We start from the raw sequence: 13,307 nt of genomic DNA, 5'->3' as shown, positions 1-13,307 counted from the left end.
CGTGGCCTTTTTTCGTTGGGCGGGCAGTTGGTTATCAGCGCGTTCGTGCGAGGTAGCGCTTGCGCCAGAAGACCAGCACCAGCAGCACCGCGATGACCAGCATGGCGGTCATCGCGATCCAGAAGCCGTCGGCCTTGTGCACCAGCGGAATGAACTCGAAGTTCATGCCGAAGATCCCCGCGATCAGGTTCAGTGGCAGGAAGATGGCGGTCAGCACCGTGAGCACCCGCATGATGTCGTTGGCGCGGTGGCCCTGGACACTGAAGTGCATCTGCACGGCCGTCTCGGCGTTCTGCTCGAGCCGGTGCACGTGGTGCACCACCCGCTCGATGTGCTCCAGGACGTCGCGACTCCTGATCATGATCAGCTCCCGCTCGCGCTGCTCGGCCTCGCCCTTGGGCGGTGGCAGGGTTTCGAGCGAGTCGATCCAGTCCTGCATGGCGGCGCGCTGGTCTTCGCAGATCTCGTCCAGGTGGTGCAGCGACTGCCGTGCCTCCATCAGCGCGCCCCAATTGGTGAAGCGGCTGCGCGGATCGATCAGCTCGGTCTGCCAATGGTCGAGCTGCTTGGTGAGTTCGCGCCGCAGGTCCAGATAGCCGTCCACGATCTGGTTGATGACGCGCAGCATCAGGTCCGAAGGCCCCGTGGGCACGCGCGTGGAGGTCGCGCGCACGTCCAGCGCCGGGGCGCCGCGGTCGTCCGACGACCCGGCCGCCAGCAGCCGCGCGGCAAAGGCATCGCGTACCGCGCCATCCTCGGGATGCACCGAAAGCAGCACCCGGTCGAACACCGCGAAGCCGACTGGACGGGTATCGACGCGGCGCAACACGGGCGGGCCGCCCCGGGATTTGGGCGCCGCGGTGGTGGCGGCGGAAATGGGCGGCGCTTCATTGCCATTTCCCTTGCCGTTGCCTAGCGCGGCCTGCCCCTGGCTGGTCGCGAGGCGCCGGAACACCAGCACGTCGTACTGCGAGGTGTAGTCGTAGTGCGAGGGCAGCTGGTCGTTGAGCAGGTCGGCCACGTGCAGGTCCACCAGCTGGGTCTGGCAGAGCGTCTGGAGGATCTGCTGGACCTCGGCGAGGGAGGCGCGAAATTCCTCGCGCGTGAGCGAAATCCAGAGATACCCGCTTGCGGCGCACGCACCCGGCACGGCCAGCGGCGTGAGCGCCGGGTGCTCGCCGACCTGCGAACGGTTGATTTCGAAGATGCGCATCGCCCTGCCTTGGTTTTCTTGTCTATCTGCCTTGGTCGCCCATATGCAATGGGCTCAGGCAGCTATTAACTTTGTAGCAGGCGCGCGGCGTCAAGGGCAAAGTACGTGAGCACGCCATCGGCACCGGCCCGCTTGAAGGCCAGCAGGCTTTCGAGCACGACGGCGTCGTGATCGAGCCAGCCGTTCTGTGCGGCGGCCTTGAGCATCGCGTACTCGCCGCTCACCTGGTAGGCGAAGGTCGGCACATGGAACTCATCCTTCACGCGGCGCACGATGTCCAGGTAGGGCATGCCGGGCTTGACCATCACCATATCGGCGCCTTCGGCGATGTCCAGAGCCACCTCGCGTAGCGCTTCGTCGCTGTTGCCCGGGTCCATCTGGTAGACCTTTTTATTGCTCTTGCCGAGCGTGGCGGCCGAGCCGACGGCATCGCGGAAGGGGCCGTAGAAGGCGCTGGCGTACTTGGCGCTGTAGGCCATGATGCGCGTGTGAATGTCGCCGCGGGCTTCCAGGGCGGTGCGGACGGCTCCGATACGGCCGTCCATCATGTCGCTGGGCGCCACAATGTCCACGCCAGCTTGCGATTGTGTGAGTGCCTGCTTCACCAGCACTTCGACGGTTGCGTCGTTGACGATGTAGCCGTTGTCGTCGAGGAGGCCGTCCTGCCCGTGGCTGGTGTAGGGGTCGAGCGCCACGTCAGTCATCACGCCGAGTTCGGGGAAGCGCGACTTGAGGGCGGCGACCACCCGGGGAATCAGCCCGTCGGGGTTGAACGCTTCGTCGCCGGCCGGTGTCTTGAGGCTCGCGTCGATCACCGGAAACAGCGCCATCACCGGGATGCCCGCCGCCACGCATTGCTCGGCAATCGGCAAAAGCAAGTCGAGACTCAGGCGCTCCACGCCGGGCATGGAGGAGACGGCATCGAGCCGCTTTTCGCCTTCCTGCACGAACACCGGATAGATCAGGTCGTTGACCGTCAGCGTGTTCTCGCGCACCAGGTTGCGGGTAAAGGCGTCCCGGCGCAGGCGCCTTGGACGGCCGGCGGGGAACATGGCAAGGGGGGAGTGAGGGCGCGTCATAATCCCGAAAATTGTGCCTGAAGCCTTCCATCGCCGTGTTGTCGCCTGCGAGACAAGTTGTCTGACAACTACGGAAATTCGTAGCTATAAAGTTCTAAATAATTAGTTATGAATTGCAAAGAAAATGGCGCATTCGCTTGAAACCTTGTTTCGTCTTTGTTAAATTCTGAAGCGGGCGGCTTGCCGCTCCCCGCTTTTCCTCCCTGAGCGGGTGCCTTGATGTGTGACAGCAAAAGGGCTTCCCAGCCCGACGTGAAGACGTCGGGCTTTTTTTTGTCCGCGGCTTTCCGGGCGTTACGTGACGGTCCGGTGCGCCAGCGCGGTGCGCCAGCGCGGTGCGCCACTAAACTGCCGCCATGCTCTGGGTCAAATCTCTCCACATCGTCTTCATCGCCAGTTGGTTTGCCGGGCTTTTCTATCTGCCGCGGATATTCGTGAACCTTGCGATGGTGCCCCCTGAGTCGGTCGCAGAGCGGGAACGCCTGTTGCTCATGGCGCGCAAGCTGCTGCGCTTCACCACCTTCCTGGCCGTTCCGGCGCTGGGCTTCGGCCTGTGGCTCTGGCTGGGCTACGGCATCGGCCGCGGGCCGGGCAACGGATGGATGCATGCCAAGCTGGCCCTGGTGCTGGTAGCTATCGGCTATCACCATGGCTGCGCAGTGCTGTTGCGCCGTTTTGTGGCGGGGGGCAACCGGCGCAACGATTACTGGTACCGCTGGTTCAACGAGCTGCCGGTGCTGCTGCTGCTCGGCATCGTGATCCTGGTCGTCGTCAAGCCGTTCTGAGCCCGATGGACACGGTGGAGAAGCCGCACAAGTCCGCCGCGCTTCCCCTCGCGCTCGCCTATGCGGCGTTGATTGTCTATGCCAGCCTCTATCCCTTTGCCGACTGGCGCGACCAGGGCATTGCGCCCTGGGCCTATCTATCTGCGCCGTGGCCCAAGTACTGGACGGGTTTCGACTTCGCGATCAATGTCGGGGGCTACGTACCCTTCGGCTTCCTGTGCGCCCTGGCGGTACTGCGCACGCGCCGAACTGCAGGTGTCGGAGGCGCGGTGCTGCGCGCCTCCGTGGCCGGAGCGGCAATCTCTTTTGCAATGGAGACGCTGCAGAGCTACCTGCCCGCGCGCATTCCTTCCAACGTCGACCTGGGACTGAACACGGCCGGCGCGGTTATCGGTGCCGTGCTGGCGGTGGGGCTCGAGCGGCTGGGGGCGGTGGCCCATTGGGGCAGGGCGCGCTCGCAATGGTTCATCGAGGATTCGCGCGGTGCCCTCGTGCTGCTGGCGCTCTGGCCGTTTGCCTTGCTGTTCCCCGCCGCCGTCACCTTCGGGCTGGGCCAGGTGTTCGAGCGGCTGGAGGTCGCGATTTCCGAATGGCTGCTCGACACGCCTTTCATCGACTGGTTGCCCGTGCGCCAGTTCGAGCTCGAGCCGCTGGTGCCGGCGGTGGAGTTGCTGTGCGTGATGCTTGGCGCACTGGTGCCGTGCCTGTTGGGCTATCTGGTGGCACGCACGGTGGTCCAGCGCGCGGTGCTGCTCCCGCTGATCTTTCTGGCGGGTTTTGCCGCCTCGGCGCTGTCAGCGGCCCTGAGCTACGGGCCCGCCCACGCCTGGGCGTGGCTGGATCTTCCCGTCCAGGTCGGCATGGCGGCTGCGCTCGTTGCGGGCGTGCTGCTTGTGGCCGCGCCGCGCCGGCTGTGTGCGGCCCTGCTGCTGGTGGGGCTCGTGCTCCAGTTGAGCCTGTTGAACCAGGCGCCCGAGAGCGCGTACTTCGCGCAGACCCTGGCCACCTGGGAGCAGGGGCGCTTCATCCGCTTCCATGGGTTGGCCCAGTGGCTGGGATGGATCTGGCCGTTCGCGGTGCTTGCATACGTGGTGGCGGCCCTGTCGCGCCGGGGGCGGCTCGCGGCGTAGCCCCGGGCGCGAGGTCGCGGTCACTAAAATCGACCGATGCCCAGTTCCACTTCTGCCGCGCCGTCCGGCTACTACGGCCGCCACATCTTCTTCTGCCTCAACGAACGCAAGAACGGCGAAGACTCCTGTGCCATGCACAACGCACAGGAAGGCTTCGATCGCTGCAAGGCGAAGGTGAAAGAAGCGGGGCTCTCCGGGCCCGGCAAGGTGCGGGTCAACAAGGCGGGTTGCCTGGATCGCTGCGCCGGCGGGCCCGTGGCGGTGGTGTACCCCGAAGCCGTCTGGTACACCTTCGTCGATGCCGACGACATCGACGAGATCGTCGAGTCGCACCTGAAGAACGGCGAGGTCGTCGAGCGGCTCCTGCTGCCCGCCGACGTCGGACGCTGAACTTTCCCGCGGACGCTTCGCTCGTACCGTGCTCCCGACCGGCGCTGCCGGCCCGCTCACCCACCTTGCCATGAACTCCCAGACCGAAAAGATCAGCCTCCAGGGCGCTGCCGGCGCAATCGAGGTGCAGCGCGACCAACCTGCCGGCACCCCGCGCGGCGTCGCTGTGATCTCCCATCCGCACCCGCTGTTCGGCGGCACGATGGACAACAAGGTCGTGCAGACCCTGGCGCGCGCTTTCGTGTCGCGCGGCTGGACGACGGTGCGCTTCAACTTTCGCGGCGTCGGTGCCAGCGAGGGTGTGCACGACGAAGGGCGCGGCGAGCTGGAAGACATGCTGAATGTCGTCGGCCAGCTGGCGCCCGAAGGTTTCCTGGCCATTGCCGGTTTCTCGTTCGGCGCTTTCGTCGCCTGCGGCGCTGCCGAAAAGCTCTGGGCCGCGCGCGACGTCCGGCAAGTCGTTCTGGTCGGCACGGCCGCCGCGCGCAACACCGTCGCCACGCTCCCCGTCGAAGCCCACGATCGCATGCTGGTGGTCCACGGCGAAGCCGACGACACCGTGCCGTTGGCCGCCGTGATGGAGTGGGCGCGGCCGCAGTCACTTCCTGTCACGGTTATTCCCGGGGGCGGCCATTTCTTTCACGGACAATTGCCGCTGCTCAAAAGTCTGGTTGCCCGCCACCTCCGCGCGGGCATTGAATGAAAGCCTCACGGGCTTGTTTTCGTCTCTTCTCATCCTCCCCATGAATCGTTTTTTCAACGCGCTCCGCGCACTGGTGCTGACCGCCGCTGCCTCGGTCGGCGTGATTGCTGCCGCACAGGTGCCGGCGCCGCCCGAAGTCGCCGCGCGCAGCTACCTGCTGCTGGACGTGACCGCCAACCAAATCCTCGCGCAGAAGGACATCGACAGCCCGGTGGAGCCCGCTTCGCTCACCAAGTTGATGTCGGCCTACATCGTGTTCGACGCGCTGCGCGCCAAGAAGATCACGCTGACCCAGACCTTCCCGGTCAGCCCGCGCGCCTGGAAGATGCCCGGCTCCCGCATGTTCATCGATCCGAAGATGCAGGTGCCGGTCGAAGACCTGATCAAGGGCCTGATCGTGCAATCGGGCAACGACGCCACGGTGGCGTTGGCCGAAGGTGTGGGCGGGACGGTCGAGCATTTCGTCGAGCTCATGAATGCCCAGGCCAAGGCGCTGGGCATGAAGAACACCAGCTACAAGAATCCCGAAGGCCTCACCGCGCCCGGCCACACCACCACGGCCCGCGACCTGAGCATCCTGGCGACCCGGCTGGTGCGCGACTTTCCCGAAGAAGCCAAGTACTACGCCATCAAGAAGTACCGCTACCCGGGCACGCCGTCGACCAACGACACGAACCGCAACCTGCTGCTGTTCCGCGATCCGACCGTCGACGGCCTGAAGACCGGCCATACCGAAGCTGCCGGCTACTGCATGATCGCCACCGCCAAGCGCGATTTCCCGAACCTGACCGGCGGGCGCCGCCTGTTGTCGATCGTGCTGGGTGCCTCGAGCGAGACCGTGCGCGCCAATGAATCGCAGAAGCTGCTGAACTGGGGCTACACGGCCTACGACGCCGTCCGCCTGTTCGACGCCGGCCAGCCGGCCGCCACGCCCGCGGTCTGGAAGGGCAAGGAAAACGTGCTGAAGCTGGGTCGCCCGGAAGCCATCGTCGTCGCGGTCCCCGCCGGCTCCGCCAGCAAGATCAAGACCCAAGTGGCGCGTCCCGACCCGCTGGTGGCGCCGTTCACCAAGTACCAGGCCGTGGGCTCCCTCAAGGTGACGCTGGACGACCAGCCGGTGGCCGATGTGCCGCTGGTGGCCCTGGAAGCGGTCGAGCAGGCGGGCATCTTCGGCCGCGCCTGGGACGCCGTCCGCCTCTGGATCAAGTAAGAGGGCGGGCGAGGCAAGGCGGGCGTCGGCTGCGGCTGACCTTGCCGTTTCAAGCCCGCCTGCTATACTCGTGGGCTTTTCGGAATTTTCCGAAGGGTTTCACGTTTTCGTTATTCCCGGCTTCTCTGAGTCACGACCAGGGGCGGTTTCACCACCAGGGCCGGGTTGTTTTGGGACTAATTCATTCATGCCAACCATCAATCAACTGGTGCGTCAGGGTCGAACGGTCGAAAAGATCAATTCGAAGAGCCCTGCCATGCAGAACTCGCCGCAACGTCGCGGTGTCTGCACCCGCGTCTACACCACGACGCCTAAGAAGCCCAACTCGGCGCTTCGTAAGGTTGCCAAGGTCCGTCTGACCAATGGCTTCGAAGTCATCTCCTACATCGGCGGCGAAGGCCACAACCTGCAGGAACACAGCGTCGTGCTGGTTCGCGGCGGTCGTGTCAAGGACTTGCCCGGTGTTCGCTACCACATCGTGCGCGGTTCGCTCGACTTGCAAGGCGTGAAAGACCGCAAGCAGTCGCGCTCCAAGTACGGCGCGAAGCGTCCCAAGAAGGCTTAAGCCTTCTTCCTGTCGTCAAAAAACAAACGGTGTTCGGTTGCCTTGGCGGGCACATCGAGCGAAGTGACCCAATCCCGGGTCGAGTAAGTGAGAGTCCTGACTGGCTCTCGCGGTGCTGGAAACGGTGCCAACTGAAGCAAAGAGGTTAGAAAAATGCCACGTCGTCGCGAAGTCCCCAAACGTGAAATCCTGCCGGATCCCAAGTACGGCAATGTCGAGCTGTCGAAATTCATGAACGTGATCATGGAAGGCGGCAAGAAGGCGATCGCCGAGCGCATCATTTATGGCGCGCTCGACTTCATCGAAAAGAAGAACCCTGACAAGGACCCGCTCGAAGCTTTCACCGTTGCCATCAACAACGTGAAGCCGATGGTCGAAGTGAAGTCGCGCCGCGTCGGTGGCGCGAACTACCAGGTGCCGGTCGAAGTCCGCCCTGTCCGTCGCCTCGCCCTGTCGATGCGCTGGATCAAGGAAGCCGCTCGCAAGCGCGGCGAAAAGTCGATGGCCCTGCGTCTGGCCAACGAACTCATGGAAGCCACGGAAGGCCGTGGCGGCGCCATGAAGAAGCGCGACGAAGTGCACCGCATGGCAGAAGCCAACCGCGCTTTCAGCCACTTCCGCTTCTAAAAATCAAACTTCGCTTGGGCGTTGGGTATTGAGTGTCGGGCGACGTCGCCCGTGCTCAAGGCCCAGCGCTCAACGCATTTAACCGAAAGTAAATCATGTCCCGCAAGACCCCCATCGAGCGCTACCGCAACATCGGCATCTCCGCGCACATCGACGCCGGCAAGACCACGACGACCGAGCGCATCCTGTTCTACACCGGTGTGAACCACAAGATCGGTGAAGTGCACGATGGCGCCGCCACGATGGACTGGATGGAGCAAGAGCAAGAGCGTGGCATCACGATCACCTCGGCTGCCACCACCTGCTTCTGGAAGGGCATGGCTGGCAAGTTCGAAGAACACCGCATCAACATCATCGACACCCCCGGCCACGTGGACTTCACCATTGAAGTCGAGCGCTCGATGCGCGTGCTGGACGGCGCCGTCATGGTGTACGACGCGGTCGGCGGCGTGCAGCCCCAGTCCGAAACCGTCTGGCGCCAGGCCAACAAGTACAAGGTGCCGCGTCTCGCGTTCGTCAACAAGATGGACCGCACCGGCGCCGACTTCCTGCGCGTGCGCCAGATGATGGTGGACCGCCTGAAGGCCAACCCCGTCGTGATCCAGATTCCGATCGGTGCCGAAGAGCACTTCCAGGGCATCGTCGATCTCGTGAAGATGAAGGCGATCATCTGGGACGAAGACAAGGGCGTGACCTTCACCTACGGTGAAATCCCCGCGAACCTGGCCGACGTTTGCGCCGAATACCGCGAAAAGCTGGTCGAAGCCGCTGCTGAAGCCAGCGAAGAACTGATGAACAAGTACCTCGAAGGCGGCGAGCTCTCCGAGGAAGAAATCAAGGCTGCCATCCGCCAGCGCACCATCGCCGGCGAAATCCAGCCGATGCTGTGCGGCTCGGCCTTCAAGAACAAGGGCGTGCAGGCCATGCTCGACGCCGTCGTCGAATACATGCCCGCACCGACCGACATTCCCCCGGTCAACGGCACCGATGAAGACGAAGCACCCGTCACCCGCAAGGCTGATGACGGCGAGAAGTTCTCGGCTCTGGCATTCAAGCTGATGACCGACCCGTTCGTGGGTCAGTTGACCTTCGTGCGCGTCTACTCAGGCGTGCTGACCAAGGGCGACAGCGTCTACAACCCGGTGCGCGGCAAGAAGGAACGTATCGGCCGTATCGTGCAAATGCACGCGAACAACCGCGAAGAAGTCAACGAAATCCGCGCCGGCGACATCGCTGCCTGCGTGGGCCTGAAGGAAGTCACCACGGGCGAAACCCTGTGCGACCCGGCAGCCGTCGTGACGCTCGAGCGCATGGTGTTCCCGGAATCGGTGATCTCGCAGGCCGTTGAGCCCAAGACCAAGGCCGACCAGGAAAAGATGGGCATCGCCCTGCAGCGTCTCGCTCAGGAAGATCCGTCGTTCCGCGTCAAGACCGACGAAGAATCGGGCCAGACCATCATCGCCGGCATGGGCGAGCTCCACCTTGAAATCATCGTGGACCGCATGAAGCGCGAATTCGGCGTGGAAGCCAACGTGGGCAAGCCCCAGGTTGCCTACCGCGAAACGATCCGCAAGACCGTCGAAGATGCCGAAGGCAAGTTCGTTCGCCAGTCGGGCGGCAAGGGCCAGTACGGTCACGTCATTCTGAAGCTCGAGCCGCAGGAAGCGGGCAAGGGCTTCGAGTTCGTCGACGCCATCAAGGGCGGTGTGGTTCCTCGCGAATACATCCCCGCAGTGGAAAAGGGCGTTGTGGAAGCGCTGACGCAAGGCGTGCTGGCGGGCTACCCCGTCGTGGACGTCAAGGTCACCCTGCACTTCGGCTCCTACCACGACGTGGACTCGAACGAAATGGCGTTCAAGATGGCCGCGATCTTCGGTTTCAAGGAAGGCGCCCGCAAGGCCAGCCCCGTGATCCTGGAGCCGATGATGGCCGTGGAGGTCGAAACGCCTGAAGACTACGCCGGCAACGTGATGGGCGACCTGTCCTCACGTCGTGGCATGGTGCAGGGCATGGACGACATGATCGGTGGCGGCAAGTCCATCAAGGCCGAAGTGCCGCTGTCGGAAATGTTCGGCTACTCGACCACGCTGCGCTCGATGTCGCAAGGCCGTGCCACGTACACGATGGAGTTCAAGCACTACGCTGAAGCTCCCCGTAACGTTGCCGAAGCCATCGTGGCTGCTCGCGCCAAGTAAGTTTTTGAAGAATGCAAGGCCACGCAGTGCGTGGCCTTCGTTGTCTGCGATCCGGTGCCGCCACGTTCCCGTGCGAGGCGAACCAGCAATCGGGTGCAGACATAAAACCAATACACGGGAATGCTCTTTCAAGGATTGAAAAATGGCAAAAGGTAAATTCACCCGCACCAAGCCGCACGTGAACGTGGGCACGATCGGTCACGTTGACCACGGCAAGACGACGCTGACGGCTGCGATTGCAACCGTTCTGTCGGCCAAGTTCGGCGGCGAAGCCAAGGCTTACGACCAGATCGACGCAGCGCCCGAAGAAAAGGCTCGCGGCATCACGATCAACACCGCGCACGTCGAGTACGAAACGGCCAACCGCCACTACGCACACGTCGACTGCCCCGGCCACGCCGACTATGTGAAGAACATGATCACCGGCGCCGCTCAAATGGACGGCGCCATCCTGGTGTGCTCGGCCGCTGACGGCCCGATGCCCCAGACCCGCGAGCACATCCTGCTGGCTCGCCAGGTGGGCGTGGGCTACATCATCGTTTTCCTGAACAAGTGCGACATGGTCGACGACGCCGAGCTGCTCGAGCTGGTCGAAATGGAAGTGCGCGAGCTGCTGGACAAGTACGAATTCCCTGGCGACGACACCCCCATCATCCACGGCTCGGCCAAGCTCGCCCTGGAAGGCGACAAGGGCAAGCTGGGCGAAGAAGCCATCATGAAGCTGGCTGAAGCGCTGGACACGTACATCCCGACGCCTGAGCGCGCCGTGGACGGCACGTTCCTGATGCCTGTGGAAGACGTGTTCTCGATCTCGGGTCGCGGCACCGTGGTGACCGGCGCCGTCGAGCGCGGCGTGATCAAGGTCGGTGAAGAAATCGAGATCGTCGGCATCCGCCCGACCGTCAAGACCACCTGCACCGGCGTGGAAATGTTCCGCAAGCTGCTGGACCAAGGCCAGGCTGGCGACAACGTCGGCGTGCTGCTGCGCGGCACCAAGCGCGAAGAAGTCGAGCGCGGCCAAGTGCTGTGCAAGCCCGGCTCGATCAAGCCGCACGTGCACTTCACCGCCGAGGTGTATGTGCTGTCCAAGGACGAAGGTGGCCGTCACACGCCGTTCTTCAACAACTACCGTCCCCAGTTCTACTTCCGCACGACGGACGTGACCGGCGCGATCGAGTTGCCCAAGGACAAGGAAATGGTCATGCCTGGCGACAACGTCAGCATCACCGTCAAGCTGATCAACCCGATCGCGATGGAAGAAGGCCTGCGCTTCGCCATCCGTGAAGGCGGCCGTACCGTGGGTTCGGGCGTCGTGGCAAAGATCCTCGACATCTAAGCCGGACGCAAAGGAAACATCACCATGGCTACCAAGCAAAAAATCCGCATCCGCCTGAAGGCGTTCGACTACAAGCTGATCGACCAATCGGCTGCCGAAATCGTTGACACCGCCAAGCGCACCGGCGCGATCGTCAAGGGCCCCGTGCCCCTGCCGACCCGCATGAAGCGTTTCGACATCCTGCGTTCGCCGCACGTCAACAAGACGTCGCGCGACCAGCTCGAAATCCGCACGCACCAGCGCCTGATGGACATCGTCGACCCGACCGACAAGACCGTGGACGCGCTGATGAAGCTCGACCTGCCGGCCGGCGTGGACGTCGAGATCAAGCTGCAGTAAGCAGCAAGAACTCCCAGCGTCGCGTTTTGACGAAGCCCGCCTGCAGAAATGCAGGCGGGCTTTGTCTTTTAGGGTGCGGCTATGGCATCCTCTCGCACCGGTAATTCTTTCAAGCATCGGCCGCGGCTGAAACGAGGGCAGCACAGCTATGAGTCACAAGTTCTCTTTTGCGTTGGGCGCGGCGTGCGTTGCCGCTGTACTGCTGGCGGGCTGCGGCGGTGGTGGGGGTGGGGGTGGAGGCGGCGGTGGGGGATTCCCGATTCTTCCGATAGGCAATTCGGTCGCCCTGACCGGCAAGGCCACCTATGAATCCGTTCCGAATACGAATGGGCCCCTTGTCTATTCCTCGACCTCGGTCAAGCCAGTGCGAGGTGCAATGCTGGAGGTGCTCGATGCAACCTCTTCCGCGCAGCTCGCCGTGACCACCACCGACGACAGCGGGGCGTACTCGGTGGCCGTGCCGGCAAACACGGCGATCATCGTGCGGGTGCGAGCGCAACTGACCCGCACCGGCTCCTTCCCGAGTTGGGACGTGAGCGTTCGCGACAACACCCAGGGCAATGCCCTGTACTCCATGCAGTCATCGGCGTTTTCGTCTGGCGCCACCGCGCTGACGCGCGATCTGCGCGCCGACACCGGCTGGGGTGGCTCGAGCTACGCGAGCCAGCGCGTAGCTGCGCCGTTTGCCGTGCTCGACACGGTCTACACGGCAATGCAAAAGGTGTTGTCGGTAGCGCCGTCAACGGCGTTCCCGGTGCTGCGTGTGTTCTGGAGTCCCAACAACAAGCCGGCTGGCGGGAGTGTGGCGGCCGGGGACATCGGCAGCACCTTCTTCATCAACCGGAGCACGGGTCGCGAGATCTACGTCCTCGGCCGGGAGGATGTGGACACCGATGAATTCGATGCACCTGTGATTGCCCATGAATGGGGTCATTACTATCAATCGGCCTTCAGCCGCGATGACTCTCCAGGCGGGTCCCACTCGCTGGACGATCGGGTCGATAGGCGGCTCGCGTTTTCCGAGGGATGGGGCAATGGCTGGTCGGGCATTGCGCTCGGGCGGAACAACTATGTGGATTCGAAGGAAGCCCAACAGGCAAAGGGCGGCAACGTGAATCTCTCGGTGGGACCGGCGACCAATCCGGGGTGGTACCGGGAAGGCTCGATCCAAGCGATCTTCTGGAATCTGAATCAGCAGGTCGGCTTCAAGCCCATCCATGACGCGATGACGGGCATCCTGTTCAGGAGCGGCGCGCCGGTCTCGTCGATTCATCCCTTCACCGCTGCGTTCAACACGATCGCGCCCGGCAGTGCGACCGCACTGGCTGGTTTGCTCTCCAGCCAGAACATCAGCACCACAGCCAATGACCCTTATGGCGACACCGAGACGAACAACGGTGGGTCGCCGATGGTCCCGAACGTGGTGCAGCCCATGTACCGGACGGCAATCGTGGGCGGTGCGCCGACCCAGGCCTGCGTCTCCAACGTCGCCGGCCGAGGCAACAAGCTCGGCAGCTTTGCGTACCTTCGGTTCAACGCGCCCGCCAATCGCGACTACCAGTTCACGGTCAATGGCGGTCCCATCGGGGCCAACCCCGACTTCGACATCTTCCGCGGCGGCCTGATCGCCCGATCGGGCAGCAAGGTCAGCCTGGGGGCGGGCGACTACGTTCTGGCTGTCAGCGATCTCAACAATTCCGGGGCATCGACATGCTTCAACGTCACCATTCAGTAG

Annotated in this window: 13 protein-coding genes; 11 read left to right on the top strand and 2 right to left on the bottom strand. The window is 63.6% G+C overall.

What is annotated here, in order from left to right; translation table 11 throughout:
- Nucleotides 1-34: 34 nt before the first annotated feature.
- Nucleotides 35-1,213 (bottom strand): magnesium transporter CorA family protein, encoded by a 1,179-nt coding sequence (locus VARPA_RS27995; RefSeq protein ID WP_013543955.1) that lies wholly within the window; start codon nucleotides 1,211-1,213, stop codon nucleotides 35-37.
- Nucleotides 1,214-1,278: 65 nt separating this feature from the next.
- On the bottom strand, nucleotides 1,279-2,265 hold the full coding sequence (gene hemB, locus VARPA_RS27990) for a porphobilinogen synthase (protein ID WP_041943081.1): 987 nt from the start codon (nucleotides 2,263-2,265) through the stop codon (nucleotides 1,279-1,281).
- A gap of 383 nt (nucleotides 2,266-2,648) precedes the next feature.
- Between hemB and VARPA_RS27985 the strand changes: the two genes are divergently transcribed.
- From VARPA_RS27985 to VARPA_RS27935, 11 genes are all read left to right on the top strand, one after another.
- Nucleotides 2,649-3,077: a CopD family protein gene (locus VARPA_RS27985; RefSeq protein WP_013543953.1), complete on the top strand. Its 429-nt coding sequence runs from the start codon at nucleotides 2,649-2,651 to the stop codon at nucleotides 3,075-3,077.
- Nucleotides 3,078-3,082: 5 nt separating this feature from the next.
- Nucleotides 3,083-4,207: a VanZ family protein gene (locus VARPA_RS27980; RefSeq protein ID WP_013543952.1), complete on the top strand. Its 1,125-nt coding sequence runs from the start codon at nucleotides 3,083-3,085 to the stop codon at nucleotides 4,205-4,207.
- A 36-nt stretch (nucleotides 4,208-4,243) separates the two neighbouring features.
- Entirely contained in the window at nucleotides 4,244-4,597 is a 354-nt protein-coding gene (locus tag VARPA_RS27975; protein ID WP_013543951.1) for a (2Fe-2S) ferredoxin domain-containing protein, read from the top strand.
- 70 nt (nucleotides 4,598-4,667) lie between these two features.
- Nucleotides 4,668-5,300, top strand: a complete 633-nt coding sequence (locus VARPA_RS27970) for an alpha/beta hydrolase (RefSeq protein ID WP_013543950.1) — start codon at nucleotides 4,668-4,670, stop codon at nucleotides 5,298-5,300.
- Nucleotides 5,301-5,340: 40 nt separating this feature from the next.
- Complete coding sequence (locus VARPA_RS27965; RefSeq protein ID WP_013543949.1) at nucleotides 5,341-6,510, top strand: D-alanyl-D-alanine carboxypeptidase family protein; 1,170 nt, start codon at nucleotides 5,341-5,343, stop codon at nucleotides 6,508-6,510.
- A 187-nt stretch (nucleotides 6,511-6,697) separates the two neighbouring features.
- Nucleotides 6,698-7,075 (top strand): 30S ribosomal protein S12, encoded by a 378-nt coding sequence (gene rpsL / locus VARPA_RS27960; protein ID WP_013543948.1) that lies wholly within the window; start codon nucleotides 6,698-6,700, stop codon nucleotides 7,073-7,075.
- Between the two features lie 153 nt (nucleotides 7,076-7,228).
- Nucleotides 7,229-7,702: a 30S ribosomal protein S7 gene (gene rpsG, locus VARPA_RS27955; protein ID WP_013543947.1), complete on the top strand. Its 474-nt coding sequence runs from the start codon at nucleotides 7,229-7,231 to the stop codon at nucleotides 7,700-7,702.
- A 95-nt stretch (nucleotides 7,703-7,797) separates the two neighbouring features.
- The gene (gene fusA, locus VARPA_RS27950; RefSeq protein WP_013543946.1) at nucleotides 7,798-9,897 is read left to right on the top strand and encodes an elongation factor G; all 2,100 of its coding nucleotides are present in this window, start codon (nucleotides 7,798-7,800) and stop codon (nucleotides 9,895-9,897) included.
- 142 nt (nucleotides 9,898-10,039) lie between these two features.
- On the top strand, nucleotides 10,040-11,233 hold the full coding sequence (tuf, locus tag VARPA_RS27945; protein ID WP_013539103.1) for an elongation factor Tu: 1,194 nt from the start codon (nucleotides 10,040-10,042) through the stop codon (nucleotides 11,231-11,233).
- 24 nt (nucleotides 11,234-11,257) lie between these two features.
- The gene (gene rpsJ / locus VARPA_RS27940) at nucleotides 11,258-11,572 is read left to right on the top strand and encodes a 30S ribosomal protein S10 (protein ID WP_007838118.1); all 315 of its coding nucleotides are present in this window, start codon (nucleotides 11,258-11,260) and stop codon (nucleotides 11,570-11,572) included.
- 148 nt (nucleotides 11,573-11,720) lie between these two features.
- Nucleotides 11,721-13,307 carry a hypothetical protein gene (locus tag VARPA_RS27935; protein WP_013543945.1) on the top strand — a complete coding sequence of 529 codons (1,587 nt, stop codon included), beginning with the start codon at nucleotides 11,721-11,723 and terminating at the stop codon, nucleotides 13,305-13,307.

Source organism: Variovorax paradoxus EPS (genome assembly GCF_000184745.1).
GTDB lineage: Bacteria > Pseudomonadota > Gammaproteobacteria > Burkholderiales > Burkholderiaceae_C > Variovorax > Variovorax paradoxus_C.
Note: the sequence above shows the minus strand (reverse complement) of the source record. Positions and strands in the feature narration are given on the sequence as shown.